Origin of the sequence: Pseudochryseolinea flava (assembly GCF_003286915.1) — a bacterium.
Classification (GTDB): domain Bacteria; phylum Bacteroidota; class Bacteroidia; order Cytophagales; family Cyclobacteriaceae; genus Ohtaekwangia; species Ohtaekwangia flava.
The window spans coordinates 132,587-155,644 of sequence record NZ_QMFY01000004.1; the positions used below are offsets into that span (position 1 = coordinate 132,587).

The 23,058-nt window shown below is 43.3% G+C and carries 16 protein-coding genes; 7 read left to right on the top strand and 9 right to left on the bottom strand.

Annotation, left to right across the window (positions count from 1 at the left end; genetic code table 11):
- Positions 1 to 15 precede the first annotated feature (15 nt).
- Together DQQ10_RS10120 and DQQ10_RS10125 are read right to left on the bottom strand one after the other, a co-directional pair.
- Entirely contained in the window at positions 16 to 2,070 is a 2,055-nt protein-coding gene (locus DQQ10_RS10120) for an OPT family oligopeptide transporter (protein WP_112746747.1), read from the bottom strand.
- A gap of 50 nt (positions 2,071 to 2,120) precedes the next feature.
- Positions 2,121 to 3,608 (bottom strand): peptide MFS transporter, encoded by a 1,488-nt coding sequence (locus tag DQQ10_RS10125; protein WP_112746748.1) that lies wholly within the window; start codon positions 3,606 to 3,608, stop codon positions 2,121 to 2,123.
- Positions 3,609 to 3,783: 175 nt separating this feature from the next.
- Between DQQ10_RS10125 and pckA the strand changes: the two genes are divergently transcribed.
- The 3 genes from pckA to DQQ10_RS10140 all read left to right on the top strand — a co-directional run bounded on the left by pckA (position 3,784) and on the right by DQQ10_RS10140 (position 7,536).
- Positions 3,784 to 5,397, top strand: coding sequence for a phosphoenolpyruvate carboxykinase (ATP) (gene pckA / locus DQQ10_RS10130; RefSeq protein ID WP_112746749.1), 1,614 nt, complete (start codon positions 3,784 to 3,786; stop codon positions 5,395 to 5,397).
- A 173-nt stretch (positions 5,398 to 5,570) separates the two neighbouring features.
- The gene (locus DQQ10_RS10135; RefSeq protein WP_112746750.1) at positions 5,571 to 6,332 is read left to right on the top strand and encodes a M15 family metallopeptidase; all 762 of its coding nucleotides are present in this window, start codon (positions 5,571 to 5,573) and stop codon (positions 6,330 to 6,332) included.
- Between the two features lies 1 nt (position 6,333).
- Complete coding sequence (locus tag DQQ10_RS10140) at positions 6,334 to 7,536, top strand: family 1 glycosylhydrolase (RefSeq protein ID WP_112746751.1); 1,203 nt, start codon at positions 6,334 to 6,336, stop codon at positions 7,534 to 7,536.
- Between the two features lie 296 nt (positions 7,537 to 7,832).
- Here the strand turns inward: DQQ10_RS10140 and DQQ10_RS10145 are convergent, their stop codons facing one another.
- Positions 7,833 to 9,401, bottom strand: a complete 1,569-nt coding sequence (locus DQQ10_RS10145) for an outer membrane beta-barrel protein (protein WP_112746752.1) — start codon at positions 9,399 to 9,401, stop codon at positions 7,833 to 7,835.
- Positions 9,402 to 9,501: 100 nt separating this feature from the next.
- Here DQQ10_RS10145 and DQQ10_RS10150 point away from each other — a divergent pair, with 100 nt between their 5' ends.
- From DQQ10_RS10150 to DQQ10_RS10160, 3 genes are all read left to right on the top strand, one after another.
- Positions 9,502 to 10,614: a sensor histidine kinase gene (locus DQQ10_RS10150; protein ID WP_112746753.1), complete on the top strand. Its 1,113-nt coding sequence runs from the start codon at positions 9,502 to 9,504 to the stop codon at positions 10,612 to 10,614.
- Between the two features lie 2 nt (positions 10,615 to 10,616).
- On the top strand, positions 10,617 to 11,381 hold the full coding sequence (locus tag DQQ10_RS10155; protein WP_245970359.1) for a LytR/AlgR family response regulator transcription factor: 765 nt from the start codon (positions 10,617 to 10,619) through the stop codon (positions 11,379 to 11,381).
- A gap of 105 nt (positions 11,382 to 11,486) precedes the next feature.
- A complete protein-coding gene (locus tag DQQ10_RS10160) occupies positions 11,487 to 12,674 on the top strand; it encodes a DUF1624 domain-containing protein (RefSeq protein WP_112746754.1) in 1,188 nt (395 codons plus the stop codon).
- 5 nt (positions 12,675 to 12,679) lie between these two features.
- On the opposite strand, the gene yiaK is transcribed toward DQQ10_RS10160, so the two are convergent.
- The 6 genes from yiaK to DQQ10_RS10190 form a co-directional block, all read right to left on the bottom strand.
- Entirely contained in the window at positions 12,680 to 13,714 is a 1,035-nt protein-coding gene (gene yiaK, locus DQQ10_RS10165) for a 3-dehydro-L-gulonate 2-dehydrogenase (RefSeq protein ID WP_112746755.1), read from the bottom strand.
- 66 nt (positions 13,715 to 13,780) lie between these two features.
- On the bottom strand, positions 13,781 to 14,449 hold the full coding sequence (locus tag DQQ10_RS10170; RefSeq protein WP_112746756.1) for an OmpA family protein: 669 nt from the start codon (positions 14,447 to 14,449) through the stop codon (positions 13,781 to 13,783).
- Positions 14,450 to 14,565: 116 nt separating this feature from the next.
- Positions 14,566 to 15,441 carry an alpha/beta hydrolase family protein gene (locus DQQ10_RS10175; protein ID WP_112746757.1) on the bottom strand — a complete coding sequence of 292 codons (876 nt, stop codon included), beginning with the start codon at positions 15,439 to 15,441 and terminating at the stop codon, positions 14,566 to 14,568.
- A 240-nt stretch (positions 15,442 to 15,681) separates the two neighbouring features.
- Positions 15,682 to 18,591 carry a DNA gyrase/topoisomerase IV subunit A gene (locus DQQ10_RS10180; protein WP_112746758.1) on the bottom strand — a complete coding sequence of 970 codons (2,910 nt, stop codon included), beginning with the start codon at positions 18,589 to 18,591 and terminating at the stop codon, positions 15,682 to 15,684.
- 47 nt (positions 18,592 to 18,638) lie between these two features.
- Positions 18,639 to 20,543 (bottom strand): DNA topoisomerase IV subunit B, encoded by a 1,905-nt coding sequence (locus DQQ10_RS10185; RefSeq protein WP_112746759.1) that lies wholly within the window; start codon positions 20,541 to 20,543, stop codon positions 18,639 to 18,641.
- Positions 20,544 to 20,789: 246 nt separating this feature from the next.
- Positions 20,790 to 21,230 carry a hypothetical protein gene (locus DQQ10_RS10190; protein ID WP_112746760.1) on the bottom strand — a complete coding sequence of 147 codons (441 nt, stop codon included), beginning with the start codon at positions 21,228 to 21,230 and terminating at the stop codon, positions 20,790 to 20,792.
- Between the two features lie 71 nt (positions 21,231 to 21,301).
- Here DQQ10_RS10190 and DQQ10_RS10195 point away from each other — a divergent pair, with 71 nt between their 5' ends.
- A complete protein-coding gene (locus DQQ10_RS10195; RefSeq protein ID WP_112746761.1) occupies positions 21,302 to 23,032 on the top strand; it encodes a phospho-sugar mutase in 1,731 nt (576 codons plus the stop codon).
- The last annotated feature ends 26 nt before the right edge of the window (positions 23,033 to 23,058 follow it).

Consider the following 23,058-nt stretch of genomic DNA (forward strand, 5'->3'; position numbering starts at 1 on the left):
TGAATGAATGACTTCTTATGCGTCTTGGTGTTTCTTGGTAGCAATACGGTAGAGCCAGAACATCATTGCAAAGAAGAATAACGTACCTAAGATTTGATAGCCATTGTGACCGATCGCAGAGACGATGTGCTCCTCCATCCCTAATGACTTCATGCCCTCTTCATTGACTACAAAAAGTATAGCAACGATAACACCCGTGATCGCGCCACCCGCGATGAGTCCCGTCGCAAATAAACTTCCGCGACTTAGATCATCTTCTTGTTTTGCCTCGCCTTTTTTCTCGGCTCTCCAATCGACATAACCTTTCACTAACCCGCCTGCGAAAATGGGCAACGTGGTGGCTAGGGGAAGATACAATCCGATGGCAAAGGCAAGGGCCTTGATACCACACAACTCCAATGTAATTGCAATGAATACACCGACGATGATGTATTGCCAGTCAAGGTTTCCTGATTGAATCCCTGTGGTTAACGTTGCCATTAATGTTGCTTGAGGTGCAGGATATTTTTCTTGACCGATAGCGTGATGAACGTTATTGGCCAACATCTCAGTAGTCGGAGTGTCGAGTACGTGCATAACGACGCCAATGGCAATTGAAGAAACGATTGCGCCTATAAAAAGTGCGAGTTGCTGAAATTTTGGCGTCGCGCCGACAAGATAGCCAGTCTTCAAATCTTGTGATGTTCCTCCAGCGTTGGCTGCTGCAATACAGATCATTCCGCCTACTACGATGGCCATCGGCTCATAGAACTGACCCGTCCATCCCACGCTTGCAAAAATTAAACATGTTCCCATCAACGTGGCAATGGTCATCCCCGAAATTGGGTTGTTACTGGTTCCTACTAATCCAACGATACGACTCGATACGGTTACAAAGAAGAATCCGAACACGACTACCAATATTCCGATCAATAGTTTTTGCAAGAATCCATCGCCTGGTATGTTGGGAAGAATTGTAACGAGGAGCACAAGAATGATACTTCCAAAGATTACAACTTTAAATGAAAGATCTCTTTCTGTTCTGAGCACGCTCGCTTGACCTTTCTCTCCGATCGATCCCATACTGCTTTTAAATGAGCTAATGATTGTCGGTATCGTTTTGATGAGCGTGATAAGTCCACCGGCAGCAACAGCGCCAGCGCCAATCAGTCGGATATATGCCCAATAGATTGCATCTGCATAGTTGGAGAAGGTATGCGTTGCAGGATCCCAACCACCTCTTGAAGCACGACCTGCGGCATCAATGCTGGTGAGCTGCCCTACTTTCACCAACTGCTGCGCGATAACATCAGGAGATACAAGTGTTGCAAGTAACGGATTGACTGCCCACCATGCGAGCACGGAGCCTGCAACGAGCACCCCCGAAATACGCGGCCCGATAATGTAGCCAACACCAAGATACTCCGGTGTAATCTCACCGCGTGTGGCCGCTGATGGCCAATACTTATTCAGTTGACTTGTAACATACTCAGGTGTTTCTGCAACGACATGAAATACTTTTTGGAGCAATGCATAAATGAAAGCAACCCCCATTCCGATGAATGCTGTCTTCGCTAACACGCCACCTTTTTCTCCCGCTTGCAATACAGACGCACACGCTGTTCCTTCTGGATATGGTAGTGATCCATGTTCTTTCACAATCAGTGAGCGACGCAGGGGAATCATCATGGTGGTTCCAAGCATTCCACCAAAGGCAGCAAGAATAAAAATGGTGAGGTAGGTGAAATATCCTTCGCCAACACTTGTACCATCTGTTCCTTTCGAAAGGAATAAAAATGCAGGCAATGTGAATGCCACACCAGCAGCTATCGATTCACCAGCTGAACCCGTGGTTTGTATGATATTGTTTTCGAGTATTGTGGTTTTGAGAAATCTCCTGCCAAGCGTAATTGCAATTACGGCGATCGGAATAGAGGCTGTTACGGTAAGTCCTGCTTTAAGGGCTAGGTATACAGTAGAGCAACCGAATAGAATGCCGAACAAACATCCGAGTATTACAGACTTAACTGTAAACTCCGCCATGTTTATTTCGGGCGCGACATACGGTTTGAAAGATTTAGGTTCTTCCATGATATAGATTTAGGTTTATGAGTTACTACTTATCTTAGCAACGCTCGTCGTTAACGAACATCGCCCATCAATTTGCGTAGCGGTTTTGCGATCAACAATACCACTACGGCTGATGCCATCATCATGATGACAATAAATTGAAAAAGGTCCACCAAAACATGAGGGTCTTTAGCGACCACCTTCTCATCAATATCGCCAGCAAATAAACCCGCTACTAAATTACCCAGGGCAAGTGCCATGAAGAACACTCCCATCATTCGCCCGACCAGTCTTTTTGGAGACAACTTTGTAATGCCACTCAAGCCAATTGGATACAAGCAAATCTCCCCAAAAGTAAGCAGTAGATACGTGAGGAACAGCCACGTTGGAAGTGCCTTTTGACCACTGATCACAACAAACGATGCACCAATCATAGCCACGTAAGCAAGGGCGGTAAACACCAGACCTAACGATAATTTTACGGGTGTACTTGGATTAGAATTTTTACTCGCCAGAAAAATCCACAATCCGGTAAATATCGGAACAAACGTCACGACATAAATCGGTGGAAGCGATTGAAACCAACTTGCCGGCGTTGCAAATCCGGCGACAACAAGATCTGTGTAACGCTTCGCAAAAATATTTAATGTTGAACCTTGCCCTTCATATCCCGTGTAGAAAATTGCTGTAATTACAAACACGATTGCGATGGCAGCTACTTTCTTTTTTTCGTCAGCATCCAACTTTTCAAAGATCAATGTGTAGGTGAAATATAACCCAACACAAATACCAATAAGCCACTTGAATGAATTGGCCAACAATACCGGATCAACTACAATTATTTTCAACCACATCATCACAACAAAAATTGCTAACGCTACAAGCATTATACTCAGCCAGAGAAGGCGCATTTTTTGTGTTGCTTGATCTCCGGCAGACTTTACCGTTATGCCCGCATCGCCAAGATTTTTTTCTGTTAGTTTAAATTGTATGACACCGAGTACCATTCCAATACCGGCCGCGGCAAATCCGTAATGCCAATTCACATTCTCTCCGAGATAACCACATATAATTGGCGCAATCAATGCACCAATATTGATTCCCATGTAGAAGATTGAGAATCCATTGTCGCGACGAACTTGATCCTCTGGACCATAAAGTTCTCCGACCATACTGCTGATATTCGGTTTTAACAAACCTGTGCCCATCACAATAAAAAGCAGTCCGATAAAAAATGTTTCTTGATATGGAAGCGCGAGACAAAAATGTCCTGCCGCAATAATGCATCCACCATAAAAAATGGAACGACGTAATCCAAAAAGATTATCGGCAATCCATCCACCGGGTAATGCAAGGAGATAAACGAACATCGTGTAAAGACCGTAAATGGCACCTCCCGATTTATCGTCGAAGCCCAGTCCTCCTTCATGAATCGGTGCGACGATGAAAAGAAACAGTAGAGCCCGCATGCCGTAGTAGCTAAAACGCTCCCACATCTCGGTAAAAAAAAGGGTCGCCAGTCCGCGCGGGTGACCAAAAAAAGTTTTGTTGGAAGCCATCAACGAAAAAGATAAATAAGCAAAATCACTTTATACCAAATAATCATTCAAAGTATCGCCTCGCACGCAGATTCGCAAATCTGTTGCGAAGGCGCAAAGTAAATAAAATATTTTATGCAAACGATTGAAACGTTTTCAATTGCCTATCTTTGCATAACTCATTAACCAAATTGACATGTTAGAACTAGGATACAAAGCGCCCAGTGCGAGCGTTTGCTCTTTGGGCATTATGGAAGGTAAAGCGCATTGGAACCTGTCACCTGATCAACTCATCGCGCATGCACTCGAAAGAGAAAATGCCACACTCACCAACACAGGTGCCATCGCCATCGATACAGGCGAATTCACAGGCCGATCTCCAAAAGACAAGTTCACCGTGAAAGATTCACTCACTGAGCACGCCGTATGGTGGAACAATTTTAACATCCCATTCGACTCAGCAAAATTCGAATCGCTTTATCAGAAGATGATCGCATATCTTAATGGCAAAGAGTTTTTTGTACGAGATGCCATTGCCTGCGCCGATCCTCGTTATCAAATGAATGTTCGCGTCATCAACGAGTATGCGTGGTCAAATTTATTTGTCTACAACATGTTCCTCCGCCCTTCTGCTGAAGCGATTCAAACATTTTCCCCGGAGTGGACAATCATTAACGCACCAGGCTTTAAAGCAGATCCAACATTGGATGGAACACGTCAACATAATTTCTCCATCATCGACTTCACACGTAAAATGATCTTAGTGGGTGGAAGCGGATATACAGGAGAAATTAAGAAAGGTGTATTCTCTGCCTTAAACTTTATACTGCCGCATCAGAAAAATGTACTCGCGATGCACTGCTCAGCAAACATGGGCAACGCGGGTGACACAGCAATCTTTTTCGGACTTTCTGGAACAGGAAAAACCACCCTATCGGCAGACCCTAATCGAAAATTGATTGGTGACGATGAACATGGTTGGACCGAAGACAATACAATTTTCAATTTTGAAGGTGGTTGCTATGCAAAAACGATCGACCTGTCAGAACAAAAGGAACCAGAAATTTATCAAGCTATCCGCCGCGGCGCTTTGCTTGAAAACATTGGCTTCAAGAAAAATTCAAATGAAGTAGATTACGCTGATGGAACACGTACAGAAAATACCCGCGTGAGCTATCCGATAGACTTCATCAGCAATATTGCGCAGCCGTCGCTTGGCAAGAATCCAAAGAACATATTTTTCCTCACCTGCGATGCCTATGGAGTACTGCCGCCTATCGCAAAACTTACACCTGGTCAAGCAGCATTTCATTTCATCTCGGGATATACGGCGAAGGTTGCCGGAACCGAAGCAGGCATTACAGAACCAACAATGACTTTCTCTGCATGCTTCGGCGCACCATTTATGCCTTTACATCCAACAAAATATGCGGAGATGTTAAGTCGTAAAATGAAAGAGGCGAAAGTAAATGTTTGGTTGATCAATACAGGTTGGTCTGGTGGCGCATACGGCGTGGGTAAACGGATGAGTTTGACACATACACGTGCGCTGATCACAGCAGCATTGAACGGCGAACTCGACAATGTGGCTTACGAGCAACATGACATCTTCGGTGTGGCGATCCCTAAAACTTGCAACAACGTACCAAGCGAAATTTTAAATCCTCGAAATACATGGAAAGACAAAGATGCTTACGATCAAAAGGCGCACTACTTAGCTGAAGCATTTTTGAAGAACTTTGAAAAATTTGCCTCTTATGCCAACGATGAAATCTTGGCCGGCGCGCCTACCGTGAAAGCGCACGTGTAAGAGTTCCCGAACTTTTTACGCGTTAGGGTTGATCGAAAACCGCTCCCAGAGACCAGGAGCGGTTTTTTTATGGACCGGCCGAAGTAAGAAAACCTAATAAGTTTAACGTTTTGATAATCTAGACTTTAGCTTAAACCACTTATATTTGTGCCCTGAATTTTAACGTTGCACAAATGCTTAAACCTCTCAAGGCAATTGTTGCCTTACTCCTCTTGGTCTCAACGATTGACGCGCAGGCGCAGCTTGATCAGTTGTTCGCTCCATTTGATTGTCGGGAGCACGCTGAGTTTTTTCATGTTGTAGAGGCCGTTGAGCCTCCGAAAGTTGACAGTGTAATTGCCGCGCCCGAAATCGTAATCGAGATTGACACGATCAATGAATGGAAGGAATGGTCGTATGTTGAAAATTACAACTTCGGAAAAGATCGCGGCGCCATGCCGATGATTACTGACCTCCGTGCACTTCACCCCTACTTCCGTGATAAAATCAACAAGCTTATAGCGGAATGCAAGAAGCAGGGCATCGAACTCGCCGTTGTCGAATCATATCGAACGCATGCAAAGCAGAACGAATACAAAGTGATGGGCAAGAAGTATACGAGCTCAGGCGCCGGTCGTTCAAAACATCAATATGGTCTCGCCGTTGACTTAGTTCCAATCGTTGATTCTGTTGCTGTATGGGATAATAAACAACTCTGGCTGAAGGTCGGTGTGACCGGAGAAAAGCTTGGCTTACGTTGGGGAGGTCGCTGGAGAAAACCATACGACCCTGGTCACTTCGAATGGACTGGCGGTTTAACATCAGTACATCTTGCACACGGCATGCTTCCGATAATTTCAGAAGATCATTATCCTTGCGCGCACGATGACGTCAAGCTCCTTCGTAAATACTGGAAGGAATGGGAAACAGCGCAGGCTGCCGTGACACGTAAGTAAAATGAAACTTGTATTTCCTGAACACTTTTTTTTCGGAACAAGTACTGCCGCAGCGCAAATAGAAACAGCATACGAACATGACTGGCAAGGCTTCAAAGCCCGTGATGGTTATGTATTTGACGTCACTACAGATCACGAGCAACGCTTTAAAGAAGATGCGGAAATTATAGCATCACTAGCGCCACATTATCGTATGGGATTGCAATGGAGTAAACTTCAACGCGAACCTTTCGGAGCGCTTCATCAAGAAACATCCAACGACTACCATGTATTCATCAAAGATTTGAAACAACGCAATGTTCAAATCATGATGGTGCTGCATCATTTTACCAACCCAAAGTGGTTTGCAATGCGCGGCGGTTGGGAAAGAGAAGATAACATTCCCGCATGGATTGATTTCGCTAAGAAAGTAGTCGATGAATTCGGTCAATACGTTTCCTACTGGAATACTTTTAATGAGCCCAATGTGTATGCAAGCTTCGGCTTCATGACTGGATTTTTCCCACCGCATAAGGTCAATCCGGTTGCTGCGGGTAGAGTCATCTCAAACATGGGAAAGGCACATGATGAGATCTATGACTACATCAAAGCAAAATATCCAGATCAACCAATAGGTATCTCTCACAACTGCGCCATCTTTTCTGCAGAGAATATTCTTGGGTGGTTTCCTGCGCGACTAAGTGACTGGTGGTTTATGGAATATTGTCCGAAGCATTTCGAAAAAGTAGATTTCTTCGGCATGAGTTACTACGGTCGTATTCCACATGATCCGATGCCCATCACCTACCTCGAAACGCCAGATAAAATTAAAGCACTTGGAAGAAAACATGACGATATCTGGGAGTATCATCCCGAAGGAATTGTAGACTGCATTAAGCGTTATTGGAATAAATATAAAAAGCCGATCATCATCACGGAAAACGGTGTGTGCGACGAGAGTGACTTCTTACGACTTCAGGCGATTCAAGATTACGCTCAACTCATACACCAATGTATTCAAGAAGGTGTCGATCTACGCGGCTACTATTTTTGGAGCACGTGGGATAACTTCGAATGGCATCTTGGTCCAACGATGAGGTTTGGCTTATACGAATGTGATCTAAAAACAAAACGTCGATTACCACGTCCGAGCGCGGAGTTGTATCGAAAGCTTGCCCATCGTAAGTCGATTACGATTCAAGAGATGGATGTTTTTGCGGTGTGAAGGAACAGCTTAAAATACGCAGCGCTATATCGACTTATTTAATTCTGAATGTTGTGAACACCTGAATGTTTGTATTGAATTCATCAACGTCGCTATAGTTTTGAAAAGAAACATCTGAAAGACCTCGGTAGTAACGAGCGCCAGCCGAAATACGGCCATTGACTTTGTAACGAACGCCAGCCACAATGCCCCTTTTCTAACCCGATCCCTTTTCCTGTATAGTACCAATCGTAATTATCATAGAACGATGTAATATTGTCAGGATCAAATTTCGAGTTCAGCAGAATACCGTAAACCTATCCTGCATCAATTCCAAGTCGTCGCGTAGCCTGATAGCTAAGAAGGACAGGAAACTCTATGTAGTTCGCAATCGCCTTGAGTTGTTCGCCATCGTATTCAAATTTAAATCCTTTCCGAAAGTAGAGTACTTCTGGAATCAGGCTAAAGCGTTTATACAATCTAATTTGAAAGTACATACCACCATGAGCCGCGAACATGGCATCGCTGTGGTCATCCTTTCCCATTACTGGGTCGTCGTGTTTGGTATCGTTCAAATTAATTCCACCTTTTACGCCGAATGAAAATGGGAGCACAACGGAATCCATATGCGCACGATAGCTAAACCTGTCGGCCTCTTCTTTTGTTTTGTCGCGCGTTACACTAACGCCTTTCATTCGCACACCGAAGCTTAATACTTGCCCCTTGTGATATAAGTATGTGCCATCAGAGTACTCACTCGATGACCACAGATAGTAACTCGTAAAATCGACTTCCTTCCGGTAGGTAATAAATGGTGTAATCCGTGGTAATGCATCGGTTGAAATCTCGAAGCCATACACTCCCGAAAAGATATTGTCGTTTGTTATATTATTCTTCGGGCTATCCTCGTTAGGCAATGGTGAAGACGACATCAACCGATTAAATACCAAACCTGCTTCAAGGGAAAATGTGAATGGTCTAGTTTTCACTGGCGAGTACCCGATAATCACCGGTACTCCCATGAAATTTTGCTTTACATCCTCTTCGTCTTGAATGGGGCCTCCTTTTTGGGAGTAAACCAAACCAAGATTGGTGTAAAACCTTTTTCTTGTGAATCGAAAATCAATTTCCGCTTGATATCCGTTTCTTCCAGAAGAACTTTCTTGCCTGGAAATTTCATCATATGAAGTCACCGTCACGTACCTAGACAATCCCTGTCTTATGCCAATGGAAAACATGCTTCGCCGATCATGAAGGTATTCATGATCGATATCACGGCGATAAGCATATCCTAAAGACAGCTGGAACATTTCATTTGATATTTTGAATCCAGGAATCCATCGCAAGTCGTTACCCCTGATGTTAGTGACGCCATGCACATAACGCAGCATAAGGTTCAGGCGTGGATTGAATTGATAAGCGACCCCGCCTATTAAGCTTAACTCGGTTGGGTTATCATAAAAGGTTCCTGTATGCTTTTTGCCTCCGTTAAAACGGTGGGCTGACAAAAAGAGATCAAATTCTCCCCCGGCCAGTATTGAAAACTTGTCTGTGACGTGATATTGTGCCATCAGAGGGACACTCAAATAGGTTATGTGAATATTATTATATCCATCCTTGTATTTCGTGCTATATCCTTTATCGGAATATAAAAGGTCAGCTACCGCCGAAATTCTTTTTGAGAACTTATAGCTGAAGAAAAAACCCGCATGATACGATGGTCGCCATGAAATTGATTCTGTGTATGGAGAATCATCATTATGCCGAGCAGTCACAAACTGCCCACCAGCACGCAATCCATAGTTGAATTGAGAAAAACTGACTCGAGTTATAGTGCACAAACATAAAGTTAAGACAGCAAGAAATAGGGCGTGATTGATTCGCAAAACTAAATGGGGTTCGTAGGGAACAAAAATATAAAAACACGCTATCAGTTCAAACCTTGATCACTCAGGCTCAACTTTTCTCACTATATTTTCATTCGTAATGAAAACACTCTGGCGCGAATACATCCTGAATCTGAATAAATGGAAACTGGTCGCCGTGCTACTCATCATCCATTTTCCGCTTGGTTTATATTTAAACTTTCCCGTTTACAGTCCAAAGTACCAATACACCCTCGCTGTTTTCTATTATCAACTCGGCACTTTGATAATCGTGACTGGGATGTTATATGTTTGGCTTCATCTATCTGAATTAATGTTAAAGATCCTGTCTAAATACCTTGGACCGGACTTTCTCTTCTCCTTCAAAATAATTCCACTGTTTACAACTTTTGCTGTTGCCATCACGATGGCCATATCATTCGTATGGGCTGCGGGTAATTTATTAACATTCGCAGAATGGATATCTCAATCTTTATTTCAACTCCCGTTTCGGATGTTACCGGTAAACCAATCAGAAGAATTCATCGCCCTGTATCAGCGTGGCAACATCGGCTTTTTTCTTTTGCTCATGCTATCATCATTCTATTTAATGGCTTATCAACAATCATCACAAAAAGCCAAGCTGATGGAAATTCGAATGGAACAACTTGCCAAGGAAAAAATTCAAGCACAACTTATCGCACTGAAAGATCAACTGAGTCCACATTTTCTTTTCAACAGTTTTACAATTCTATCAAACCTTGTTTACCAAGATGCAAGCATGGCTGAACGTTTCATTCAGGAACTGTCGAAAACGTACCGGTACATTCTTGAGAATCGAACCTTAGACACCGTTCAACTTTCCACGGAACTTACATTCTTAAGCTCATACATCTTTCTTCTCCAAATTAGATTTAAGGGAAAGTTTTTTGTCAATCAGGAAATTCCAGAAGATGCTACACGATTGAAGGTACCTCCTGTCACATTGCAATTGCTTTTCGAAAATGTGATTACACACAATCAACTGTCCGAAGAAAAACCACTATCAATTATATTGCGGGCCGAAGACAATTATTTGATCGTCAGCAACACGATCCGTCGCAAGAAGCAATCTGTAGCATCGACTGGCCTCGGGCTTAAAAATATCCAGAAACGTTATGCGGCCTTAACTGATCGACTTGTGATCATTAACGATGATAAGTCAACATTCTGCGTAAAAATTCCTTTATTGTAGCCATGATGCTTCGTGTATTAATTCTTGAAGATGAACCCATGGCTGCTGAACATCTTGTGCGCCAACTACACCGGTTTGACACTACCATTGAAATTCTTTCGACGCTTCCATCTGTAGAGAAAACTTTACAATGGTTAAAGAAAAACAATGCACCAGATTTAATTTTCATGGACATCCAGCTTGAGGACGAACTCGTGTTTGTATTGTTCGAGAAGATCGACCTGCATATCCCGGCGATCTTTACAACAGCGTACGATGAATATTTTCTGAAGGCGTTCAAGGTTAGTGGCATCGACTATTTATTGAAGCCTGTAGAGTATGAGCAGTTGGAACATGCTCTCAACAAGTACAATAGTCTTTCATCACATTTTTCTCCATCACAACAAGAACAACTCCTACGATTACTCGAACGACCACAACCGGTGCCGTATCGAAGCCGATTCATGATTTCGTTCGCGAATAAGATACAAAGCATCAATGTGTCGGAAGTAGCATATTTCTTTGTATCTGACAAAAATGTATTCTTAACAACCAACAAGGGAGCTAATCTTCCAATAGACTACCGACTTGACGACCTTGAGACGCAGCTTGACCCTAAAATGTTTTTCAGAATCAATCGACAATTCATCGTTTCACATCAAAGCGTTCAACAGGGACATCTCTATTCCGGCGGCAAGCTAAAACTAGACATCATACCTACAACACGTCAAGAAGTTTTCGTTAGTGGTGATCGCTTAACGGCATTTAAAGAATGGTTAGGCAAATAATTTCAGGCATACATCTCCGGCATTCAGCTATCTAAAAACGGCATTCAGCAACATTAATTTCCAAATCGACAAGTGATAGATCAACTTGTCGCTTTATACAACACTATGAATGCTGTACTGACAGAACTCCAGCCGGAACAAAACCTTGACACTACGTCAGCAAAACAACGAATGAGAGTCAACGCGATTGATATGCTCAGGGGTTTGGTCATGGTAATTATGGCGTTGGATCATGTTCGAGAATTTTACAGTACCACACCTTTTCGCCCGGAGGATGTAAGCCAAACATCCGTTTTACTTTTTGGAACGCGATGGATCACACATCTCTGTGCGCCGACCTTTGTATTTTTATCTGGTGTAAGCGCTTACCTATCGTCTCGACATAAGTCGCCGAAGGAATCAAAACATTTCCTCATCAAACGAGGGCTTTGGCTGATCTTCGTCGAAATCGCCGTAATCAGTTTCTTATTTCAATATGGATATCAGTTGATTATTCTCGAAGTAATTTGGGCTATCGGATGGTCAATGATCTTTCTTTCCTTTTTATCGCGGCTTCCTCGAAAAGTAATCTTAGCCATTGCGCTCACCATTATTATTGGTCAGCACTTAATTCCTAACGTGCCTATCACCCCTGCTACATTTTTACCGGCAATTTTTCTGCATACACCTTTTACGATAAACGCAGGCGTTACGATATTGATGGCCTATCCTATCCTTCCTTGGATGGCCGTTATGCTCTGTGGTTTTTTCGTTGGCAAATGGTTTACAGAAGATGGGCTTTCGAAGCGATTAACCTTTACAGGCATTGTCCTTCTAATAATATTTATCATCATTCGCGCTACCAATGTTTATGGGGACCCTTTGGAATGGAGTACCCAACCACGGGGCGAAGTATTTACTTTTTTATCGTTCATCAACGTAAACAAGTATCCACCGTCAATGCTTTTCATATCGAGCACGTTGGGTATTGCGTTAATACTTCTTGGACGGCTCGATAAAATCAAGTCACCCATTATTGAAAAACTCATTGTATATGGAAAAGTACCGTTGTTCTATTTTATCCTTCATCTCTTTTTGATCAGCGCCTCTGCCTACTTATGGTCGTATTTTCAATTTGGTCACTTTATCAACTTCTCATTCGTACCACCCGATCAATGGCCGCAAGCATATTCACCCAGTCTATTGCGCACATATCTCGTTTGGTTTCTTATCGTTGCAGCCCTATACTTCCCTTGTAAATGGTATGGGGCGTTGAAAGAACACAACAAGAAGTGGTGGATGTCGTACGTGTAAGTTAATTATGCTAACAGCGTAACAATCTCTTTCCAGACATTTTCAGAAACCGGAATACCTTCAGCGAGATTTTCATTTCTTGTCTTTTCAATACGCTCTCCAGGAAATCGAACGCGCTCATTCTGTTTTGTTGATACCGACTGATGGTAATCGTCTATGATTTTAGTAATCGCCTGATAAATTACTGAAGCATTAGACAGTTTGGAAAGATCGATAGCAATAAAAACTTGTGACATGGCATACTCGACAGGCAACTTTGATATTTCATGCGTCGCTAGGCCAGCAGAAAGAATAGTAGCCATTACATCCAGAAGCAAAGACATACCTGCCCCTTTCCAAAATCCAATCGGAAGAACCCGCCTCGTTTCTGCAATCAACGTTGGATCATCAGTAAGCTCACCATTTTTATCGTGACCACCAATCGTAGGTAATTTTTCTCCTTTCAATTTATAAAGATCAATAGCACCATAAGAGTATTGCGACATCGCTGTGTCCATCACAATTGGAGATGACGCGAACGGAACAGCAAACACCATTGGGTTATTTCCCAGACGACTATCCTTCGCTCCCCATGCAGGCATGTTACCAAGGGTGTTAGTCCAAGCGATCAAAGCAAAACCCTTCTTCGCGGCGAACTGCCCGTAATATCCGGCACGCATCCAATGGTTGGTGTTCGCCAATGCAACGCAGCCTATCGTGTTCTTTGATGCCAAAGCCATCGCCGCTTCTGTACATCGAATCGCGTTGATCGGGCCTGGCCCACACTTGCCATCCCAGCGCTCAAAACTTCCCAAGGCATCTACACGTGTAGCTTCTTCATCTGCCTTTACATAGCCTTCAGCAACAAACTTTATAAATTTAGCAAAGCGATTCACACCATGCGTGTAAATCCCTTCAACGCTATTCGTGGTAAAGACTTCGGCACACATCGCTGCTTTTTGCTCCTCAAATCCCGACGCCATTAATATCCTGTTGAATGTATCATACATTTCCTGATATGATACACGAATGAAATTATTTGCCTTTGTATTACTCATCATGGATGAAAATAAAAAACGCCAAGCAAAATCAATTCACCTGGCGTTTCGTTCGAACATTTTATTTTGTTAATCTTTTAGAATCCGCATCTCAACCCGACGATTGAGTGCTTTAGCCTCTGGCGTCTGCTCATTCTTCAATGGCTGCGAACCTCCAAATGCTTTAGTCTGAATTCTTCCTTTCGATATGCCTTTCTCTACCAAATATTTTTTGACCGCATCCACACGTTTTTGCGACAGGTCGAGATTTGCTTTTGGCGATCCAACATTATCGGTATGCCCTTCCAATTGAATTTCTATTTTTGAATTCTCCTTCATCATCTGCACCACTTCATCAAGTTCACCAAACGATTCCGGATCGATAACAGCCTTTCCTTTTGCAAATATCAAGTGATCAAGAATAACCGTTTGACCTTTCGGTGTGAGACGGATATCACGGAGCACTTTCTTATCCGCGTTTACATCTTTCGGATCTACGATAACCGTTTTAGGATTATACCCATCAGCTGACGCTGTTATTTGATATTTCGCCGTACCAAAAATCGGAAACGAAAAAGTACTATCATTGAAGCGTCCGAATATACTGCCGGTTGGAATACTACTGTATTTGATACTAGCGCGAATTCCCTTACCTGTTCGTGAATCGCTCACTGTTCCTTGCGCGAGAATCTCATCGTTTTGAGCATAACAAAGGTTAGCCGCGAGTGAGACGATAGTTACTAAAAAGAGTTTTTTCATATACCGAAATTAGGAAAGCATCCCCTTCGGAGCAAACAGTTAACCGATGACAGACTACGGTTAACGGTGAAACGGTTCATCCTTTACTGTTTTGCTTCGCTGACGTGGAATTAGCGCTATGCTGCTTTCGGCCTATCAATACCAATAGTCGTACCAATCCAGCGAACCATATCGTGCCACATGAGCATTTCCATGTGCTTCTTGAAAAAGCCGAAATGACCAATCTTCTTCACCACGAGGTCGTCGGGATGAATGTGCCAGTGTTCTATCCGCGCGTGCTTATAAAATCGTTTTAAGTCGAGAACGGCTTTGTATGGCGCGAGTGCATCATCAGAAAAACTAACAAACAAGGTTCGCTGATCCAACGCTTCGAATGATGATTTTAATGCCGGATTATCCTTAAAGACATACTTAGGTGTTCTTGCCCAACGCGCCCACTGCAACGCAACTTTCGCTGGCAGATCTTCAAACAATCCTAGCTTTGATGATGGAAAATAACCAAACATTCTCGTCAATACTGGGATCAAAATATTCCAAAATAATAGCAGCTTCATCCGCATCAACGCACCCTCATAATTTTTCCAGTACGGCGTTTGCGCACCGACCATGATCAGCGAATCTGCATAGCCTGCCATTCGCGACATACCAATAATTTGTCCGCCAATACTATGACCAATGATTACCAGGCGAGATTGTGGGTGTAACGTTGTGATGTGACTTATCATAGCATCCATATCTTTCGACCAATCTTTCATGTTGGACTGTAGATATGCTTTGTCGCGAGCACATGATTCGCCAATACCACGATAGTCATAGGTGTAAACGTGAAATCCCTTTTGTGCTAGAAAGTCGGCGAATTGATGATAATAGGATTGTTTAACCGCCGTTGCAGAATTAATCAAGATCACCTTTTCTGATGGATTATTTGCTAAAAACCAACTTGCGCCAATCTTCACCCCGTCGCGCGTCAAAACGGAAATCGTTTCTTTCATGTATATACTGTAATCGTTTACGTGTGCCGTTACGATTTAGCTTCAGGTGACTGTTGCATTAATACTGAACTGAGCGAAGGAAGGTTTCGATTGTCTCGCAATAGTTGTCAGGGGAAAAACACCGAGAAAGATTAAAACCTTACTTGAAAATTTCGACGGTACTACCACATTGTTGTGTAGCAGCCGATAAATAAAAAAAGACCCGCATCACTACGGGTCCATTATCTAAGTTTAACAAGTCTATATTTTGAATTCGAATGTCTCGCCAGGATTAATCAACTTATCATCAACATCCCGCTCACTCACCTCTTCTTTTTCACTTTCGCTTTTTGTTTGGTTTGGACTTTGGCTTTGCTTTTCCGCTTGGCTTTGTCCGAAGAGGTTTTGTTGCTCGACTTGACTTTTTTGGACTGGCTGACTTTTTTGCTGGTGACTTGCCGCTTGTCTTGGGTCCGGCTTTTTTGGCTCCCCGAAGAGGCTGACTTGTCCGTCCTCCTCGACTGCTGTTGGCTGAGGACTTGTCTCGAGTTTTTTTTTTGGCGACTGATCTTCTTCAGCCACCTCTGCTTCCGCATTTTCTGCTTCAGCTTCTTCCGGAGCCGCCTCTTCCTCTTGTATTAGATTCACCTTCGAAACTTTGTATTCTGACAGGCGATTACCTAAAGCCTTCCATCCTTTTATTTCTACCAGCTCTTCCAGGTTTACAACTTCCGTTTTCTTCGGCTTGTCTTTCGCCTTTTGCACTTCCATTTCAACTTCCGGCGTTTCCGAGGTCGTTGCTACAATAAGACGAGAACCGATCCCTTCAGAGATAAATCCAAACTCTTTGTCGAGTGTGCTGGTTTCAATTAGGAATCGCTTCACCATGTATTGCTTACTCTCACCATCAACATAGACAGCTGAAACAGCTTTCTCAGGATTAAATTTCTCTATATGTAAAGTCTTCTCTGGTTCGTAGCGATTATTCAGATCGTAACTTGTGATCTTGTAAGAACCGTTGCGCTGAAAAGCAATGATCTTGTCATCACCATCAAACTTACCAAGATACTTACCGCGCTTGTCCTTATTGAGACGCCCCGCGGCATCATCATACCACAACGTGAGTTTACTCAACGTTGAACCACCCGCTTTCAGGAAGTCTACTTTACGGAGTGGATATTTCGAAATGATATTTCCGCCGGCACTTCTTCCCTTTACCTCTAGCTCGGCAAAGTCGTAGTTAAAGATCTTCTTGCGCGCTGTACTAGACTGCGAAAGTTTCACTTCCACTTTTTCTGCTTCGCCATTCGGATTACCGCTCACATAGTAGATGCGAGAGTTGGCTGCGCCTTTGGTCAAATCATATTCTTTCTCGCGCGTTACACCTGGCAGGTTAAAGCGCTTCGCAAATGCTCTTCCACTCTTACCATCGGCATAGATCACGTTGTACACCATGCGTTCATCGTTCTTCTTAAAGATACCGACATACAGGATGTCCTTGCCCATAAAAACTTTCTCTTGAATCTTGGACACCTTCAACTTGCCATCCTTACGGATTACAAGAATATCATCCAAGTCGGAGCAGTCGCATACATACTCATCTTTCTTCAATCCGTAACCAATAAATCCATCGGCACGGTTAACGTAAAGTTTCTGGTTGTTCGCAATAACTTCCACCGCTGTAACAGATTGGAAGCTTTTCATCTCTGTTCTGCGCTCACGCCCCTTACCGTATTTCTCCAGCAAACGCTGGTAGTAAGCGATAGCGTAATCTGTAAGGTGCTTGAGATTATGTTCTGTTTCCTTCAACTGTTTCTCAAGATCCTTGAGTAACTCGTTTGCCTGGAATGAATCGTATTTCGAGATACGCTTAATCTTGATTTCCGTCAAACGAACGATATCGTCGCGGGTGATCTCGCGGTAGAATTTTTTCTTGTGTGGCTTGAGACCTTTGTCGATAACCTCGATAACTTCTTCCCAGCTTTCTGCCTCTTCAATGCTTCTGTAAATCTTGTTCTCGATGAAGATCTTCTCCAAAGACGAGAAGAGTATTTTCTCCATCAACTCTCCCCTTCTGATCTGAAGCTCTTTCTTGAGAAGCTCAACCGTCTGGAAAGTGTTGATTTTCAAAATCTCATTCACAGGCATGAACACCGGTTTATCATCGATGATCACACATGCATTTGGCGATATACTAATCTCACAATCCGTGAACGCATACAATGCATCCATTGCAATTTCAGGCGACTGTCCGGGTTGCAGAACGATTTGAATTTCTACATCCTTCGCCGTGTTATCGATTACTTGCTTAACCTTGATCTGCCCTTTTTCACTTGCCTTCACGATAGACTCCATCAAAGAAGTAGTCGTGGTTGCAAAAGGAATCTCTTTTATGACGAGTGTTTTTTTATCGAGGATCTCGAGTTTGGCTCTCACCTTGATTTTTCCGCCACGAAGTCCTTGGTTGTATTCTGAAAAATCAGCGATACCGCCCGTTGGAAAATCAGGATAGATCTTAGGCTTTTTCTCTTTCAGAATGTCGATCGATGCCTTGATCAATTCGATAAAGTTGTGAGGGAGGATCTTTGTTGATAGACCTACTGCGATACCTTCAACACCTTGTGCCAGCAAGAGTGGGAATTTCACCGGAAGGGTTACCGGTTCTTTCTTACGACCATCATAAGAAAGCTGCCACTCTGTAGTTTGAGCGTTGTAAGTAACATCGAGCGCAAACTTCGACAGACGTGCTTCGATGTAACGCGGTGCTGCGGCACTATCGCCCGTACGTACATCACCCCAGTTACCTTGTGTTTCGATCAGAAGATCTTTCTGACCAATATTCACAATTGCTTCTCCAATTGCAGCATCACCGTGCGGGTGGTACTGCATGGTATTCCCAATCACGTTCGCCACTTTGTTGAAGCGTCCGTCATCCATTTCTTTAAGAGAGTGCATGATCCTGCGTTGTACAGGCTTGAACCCGTCTTCAATACGCGGAACAGCGCGTTCAAGAATTACATATGACGCGTAATCCAGGAACCAATTTTGATATAGACCATCAAGGGCAATGGAGTGAACGCCATCCTCTCCATGTCCGTTGCCACCGTTGTCGGTAGTTGGAATAAATGGTGGTAGCTTTTCCTTGCCTTCTGATTTAGGTTTTTTACTCATGGCTTAAAAAATCCTTCGATATTAATGCTAGTTATTTACTCAATGAATCAGGCCTCCTGGTCTTCCAACACTTCGGGATCCTCTACATTATTCTTGTCAACCTTGTCCATCTCAACACGGAGGTTTCCGATGATGAACTCCTGGCGATCCTGAGTATTCTTACCCATGTAGAACTCCAAGATGCGCTGAAGATGACTGTCCTTGTGGAGCAACACCGGCTGAAGACGGATGTCTTCTCCGATGAATCCACCGAACTCATCCGGTGAAATTTCTCCCAAACCTTTGAAGCGGGTGATCTCCGGTTTGCCGCCGATCTTTTTGATCGCTGCCTGTTTCTCCTCCTCGCTGTAGCAATAGATCGTCTCTTTCTTATTGCGAACACGGAACAAAGGTGTCTCCAAAATAAACACATGCCCCGCCTTCACAAGATCCGGGAAGAATTGCAAGAAGAATGTCATCAGCAAAAGACGAATGTGCATACCGTCCACGTCGGCATCGGTAGCGATGATCACCTTATTATAACGAAGTCCTTCAAGACCATCTTCAATATTCAACGCGTGTTGAAGAAGGTTAAACTCTTCGTTTTCGTATACAACTTTTTTGGATAGACCAAAACAGTTCAAAGGCTTACCACGCAAACTGAATACAGCCTGACTTTCGACATCACGCGATTTGGTGATTGATCCGGAAGCCGAGTCTCCCTCTGTGATGAAGATTTGTGAGTCTACACCTTTAGGATTTTTCTCGTCGAAGTGGTAACGGCAATCGCGAAGTTTGCGATTGTGGAGGTTGGCTTTCTTGGCACGCTCATTCGCAAGCTTCTTGATACCAGCAATCTCTTTGCGCTCACGCTCCGATTGCATGATGCGCTTCTGCATAGCATCGGCAACCGTCGGGTTTTTGTGGAGGTAGATCTCCAGCTCTTTGGCCACGTAGTCACCAACAAAGGTTTTGACGGCTGCTCCTTCCGGTGCCATGGTGAGCGATCCGAGCTTCGTTTTAGTCTGTGATTCGAACACTGGCTCCTGAACACGAACTGCAATAGCTCCAATAACTGAAGCCCGGATGTCGGAAGCATCAAAATCTTTCTTGAAGAAATCACGAACACCACGAACGATACCTTCGCGGAAAGCCGCCAAGTGCGTACCCCCCTGAGTTGTATTCTGACCATTAACGAATGAGTAATACTCTTCGCCATATTGATTTCCATGGGTCAGCGCAAACTCAATGTCATTTCCTTTAAATGAAATGATTGGGTAGCGTAATTCTTCTGGATTGGTTTTCTGCTTCAATAGATCAAGAAGGCCATCTTTGGAATAGAACTTCTGACCGTTATAATTAATCGTTAGTCCGGCGTTAAGAAATGCATAATTCCACATAAGATCATCCAAGTATTCTGGGATGAAGTGGTAATGCTTGAACATGGTATTATCAGGCTCGAACTCAACGTAGGTACCATTTTTCTCGTCGGTCTTGGTTTGCTTAGGATCGCTGGTCAGAACACCTTTCTTGAATTCCGCTAATTTGGTAGCACCTTCGCGATATGCTTGAACCTTAAAATAACTTGACAAAGCGTTAACGGCCTTTGTACCAACCCCGTTCAACCCTACCGATTTCTGGAATGCGCCACTATCGTATTTCGCGCCCGTATTGATCTTTGACACGACGTCAACGACCTTGCCCAAAGGAATACCGCGGCCGTAGTCGCGAACGGTTACTTTAGATTCTGTGATCGTCACATCGATAACCTTACCGAAGCCCATCATATGTTCATCGATACAGTTATCAATAACTTCCTTCACCAATACATATATCCCGTCGTCTTTTGATGAACCATCGCCGAGTTTACCGATATACATACCGGGGCGCAAGCGAATGTGCTCTCGCCAATCGAGCGACTTAATACTGGACTCATCATAATCAAACATTGACTCTTTCTCGGATTTTGCCATTACTCCAATGATTTAACATTTTCAGAAACAAGACTAAAAAATAAGCCTATTCCAGTTCAAAAAGTGGTTTTGTAGCCCATAAAATCCAGCGATCTGGAAAGATCAGACAGGACGTTAAACTGATTGCACCTGTAATAAAAGGATTTTTAAAATGACTTCAAGGGGTTCCTAGCGTGCAATAACTACAAAATTTCCTTAACTGAATAGCTTAAAATAAATGATTTACAGTTCAATAAGCATCATCAATCAAACCGTCGATTTAGTTGAAAAACGCCTAAAAACCTTAATCACAGGCCAGGCAATAGCCCAAGCCACAACCAACCCCACGCTACCATAGATCACAAAAGCTATTCTCGAGAAGTCAAAACGCTCCCCACTGTTGAAGGCATTGATCAAAAACAAACTTACAACAAGAAAGAGGTTTATCGTGATAACCAAACCATGGTACCAACTGCGAAAATCTTCATTTTTCAAGTAAAAAAGCTTGATTAAATACACGGTCATATTGACTACTACACTCAGGATGAGCACGATATAGAAAAATGATTCACGTGAAAGTGCAACTTGATCTAGGCCATTCTGCTGAATTACAACGACTTCACCTAAAGAAGCGTACACCAACATCATCGCTGTGAGCAACCCCAACAACGACACAAACCAAATACTTTTAAAAACTTTCAAAATCATATTTTTCGAATCGGCTGCAAACTTATAATAAATTTACTGCGCCTTATTTTTAACGGTTAAATTTTTACGCAATGACTCAACTTCTAAAAGACGTTCAGACTAAAGCCCAAGTATGGATCGACAGCCCTGTAATCGACGATACGACAAAAGCCGAGGTCAAATCCCTCCTCTCTAACCAAGATTCAAAAGAACTGATCGATAATTTTTATAAAGATCTGGAATTTGGTACCGGAGGCCTTCGCGGTATTATGGGCGCTGGCTCAAACTGCATGAATAAGTACACGGTTGGAATTGCTACACAGGGTCTCGCAAACTATCTACTGAAAGCTTTCCCCGGCAAAACCATCAAAGTCGCGATCGCGCATGATAGCCGTAACAATAGCCGTTTCTTTGCGCAAGTGGTGGCAGATGTGTTTTCCGCCAATGGAATTCACGTTTTTATGTTCGCCGAACTCCGCCCCACCCCCCTGCTTTCATTCGCCATCCGCTACCTGAAATGCGAATCGGGTATCGTCATCACCGCATCGCACAATCCGAAGGAATACAATGGATACAAAGCCTACTGGAATGATGGAGCGCAGGTTGTTCCTCCGCACGATAAGAATATCATCAAGGAAGTCAACACCATTACTTCATTCAGCCAGGTTAAATTCAATGCGAATCCATCATTAATTAAGACTATAGGTACAGAGGTAGAACAGGCTTATTTTGAAGAAGTTAAGAAGATCATACCGAACCATGAAATCATCGCCAAACACAACGCTATTCCGTTGGTTTATTCGAGTATCCACGGTGCGGGGATCACAATGGTTCCGGAAACTTTAAAACAGATTGGCTTCACCAACATTCACGTTGTTGATGAACAAGCAAAGCCAGACGGAAACTTTCCGACCGTAAAGTCACCAAACCCGGAAGAGCAATCCGCTATGGAAATGGTTATTGCAAAGGGCAAGGCCGTGGGTGCCACCATGGTAATGGCCACTGACCCTGATACAGACCGCGTGGGTATTGGCGTCCGAAAATCTGATGGTGAATTCATTCTATTGAACGGAAACCAAGCTTTCAGTTTAATGATGTACTTCATCATGAAAAACCTGAAAGAAACGAAGAACACTTATATCGCGAAGACAATTGTAACCACGGAGTTGGTAGATGCAATGGCTGCAAAACTTGGAATCGAATGCTACAACACCCTTACCGGCTTTAAATACATTGCCGAATTGATGGGCAAATTTGAAGGGAAGAAAACATTTGTGGCCGCTGGCGAAGAAAGCTATGGATACATGGCCGGTGACTTTGTTCGCGACAAAGATGCAGTTTCCGCGTGCGCATTCTTTGCGGCGATGGCGGCCAGTGCAACGGAACAAGGCAAGTCGCTCTATGATTGGTTGATTGACATGTATGTTGAATATGGATTCTTCAAAGAAGGTTTATTGAACGTAACCAAGAAAGGTCAGCAAGGTGAGATGGAAATCAAAGCGATGATGGAGAAATTCAGAACAAACCCGCCTGCCCAGATTAATGGCTCTAAAGTAGTTCAACTACTTGATTATAAAAGCCTGATTCAAAAAGATTTAACAACAGGAAAAGAATCAAAACTTGACTTCCCGAATTCGGATGTTTTGCAATTCTATCTGGAAGATGGCACGAAGGTATCTGTCCGTCCATCGGGTACGGAACCGAAGATCAAGTTTTACATCAGCGTAAACGCAAAGCTTCCGTCGAAGGAAGAATTTAAGACTGTTGATCAAACCTTGGATGCAAAAATCAAAGGTGTTGAACAATACCTGATGAGCGTTTAAGAGTACAAAGAGCGAACCGGAACGAT

Excerpts from the sequence above, each read along its gene's own strand:
- DQQ10_RS10120 (WP_112746747.1), bottom strand. The coding sequence starts at position 2,070 with ATGGAAGAACCTAAATCTTTCAAACCGTATGTCGCGCCCGAAATAAAC.
- DQQ10_RS10125 (WP_112746748.1), bottom strand. The coding sequence starts at position 3,608 with ATGGCTTCCAACAAAACTTTTTTTGGTCACCCGCGCGGACTGGCGACC.
- pckA (WP_112746749.1), top strand. The coding sequence starts at position 3,784 with ATGTTAGAACTAGGATACAAAGCGCCCAGTGCGAGCGTTTGCTCTTTG.
- DQQ10_RS10135 (WP_112746750.1), top strand. The coding sequence starts at position 5,571 with ATGCTTAAACCTCTCAAGGCAATTGTTGCCTTACTCCTCTTGGTCTCA.
- DQQ10_RS10140 (WP_112746751.1), top strand. The coding sequence starts at position 6,334 with ATGAAACTTGTATTTCCTGAACACTTTTTTTTCGGAACAAGTACTGCC.
- DQQ10_RS10150 (WP_112746753.1), top strand. The coding sequence starts at position 9,502 with ATGAAAACACTCTGGCGCGAATACATCCTGAATCTGAATAAATGGAAA.
- DQQ10_RS10155 (WP_245970359.1), top strand. The coding sequence starts at position 10,617 with ATGATGCTTCGTGTATTAATTCTTGAAGATGAACCCATGGCTGCTGAA.
- DQQ10_RS10160 (WP_112746754.1), top strand. The coding sequence starts at position 11,487 with ATGAATGCTGTACTGACAGAACTCCAGCCGGAACAAAACCTTGACACT.
- yiaK (WP_112746755.1), bottom strand. The coding sequence starts at position 13,714 with ATGATGAGTAATACAAAGGCAAATAATTTCATTCGTGTATCATATCAG.
- DQQ10_RS10170 (WP_112746756.1), bottom strand. The coding sequence starts at position 14,449 with ATGAAAAAACTCTTTTTAGTAACTATCGTCTCACTCGCGGCTAACCTT.
- DQQ10_RS10175 (WP_112746757.1), bottom strand. The coding sequence starts at position 15,441 with ATGAAAGAAACGATTTCCGTTTTGACGCGCGACGGGGTGAAGATTGGC.
- DQQ10_RS10180 (WP_112746758.1), bottom strand. The coding sequence starts at position 18,591 with ATGAGTAAAAAACCTAAATCAGAAGGCAAGGAAAAGCTACCACCATTT.
- DQQ10_RS10185 (WP_112746759.1), bottom strand. The coding sequence starts at position 20,543 with ATGGCAAAATCCGAGAAAGAGTCAATGTTTGATTATGATGAGTCCAGT.
- DQQ10_RS10190 (WP_112746760.1), bottom strand. The coding sequence starts at position 21,230 with ATGATTTTGAAAGTTTTTAAAAGTATTTGGTTTGTGTCGTTGTTGGGG.
- DQQ10_RS10195 (WP_112746761.1), top strand. The coding sequence starts at position 21,302 with ATGACTCAACTTCTAAAAGACGTTCAGACTAAAGCCCAAGTATGGATC.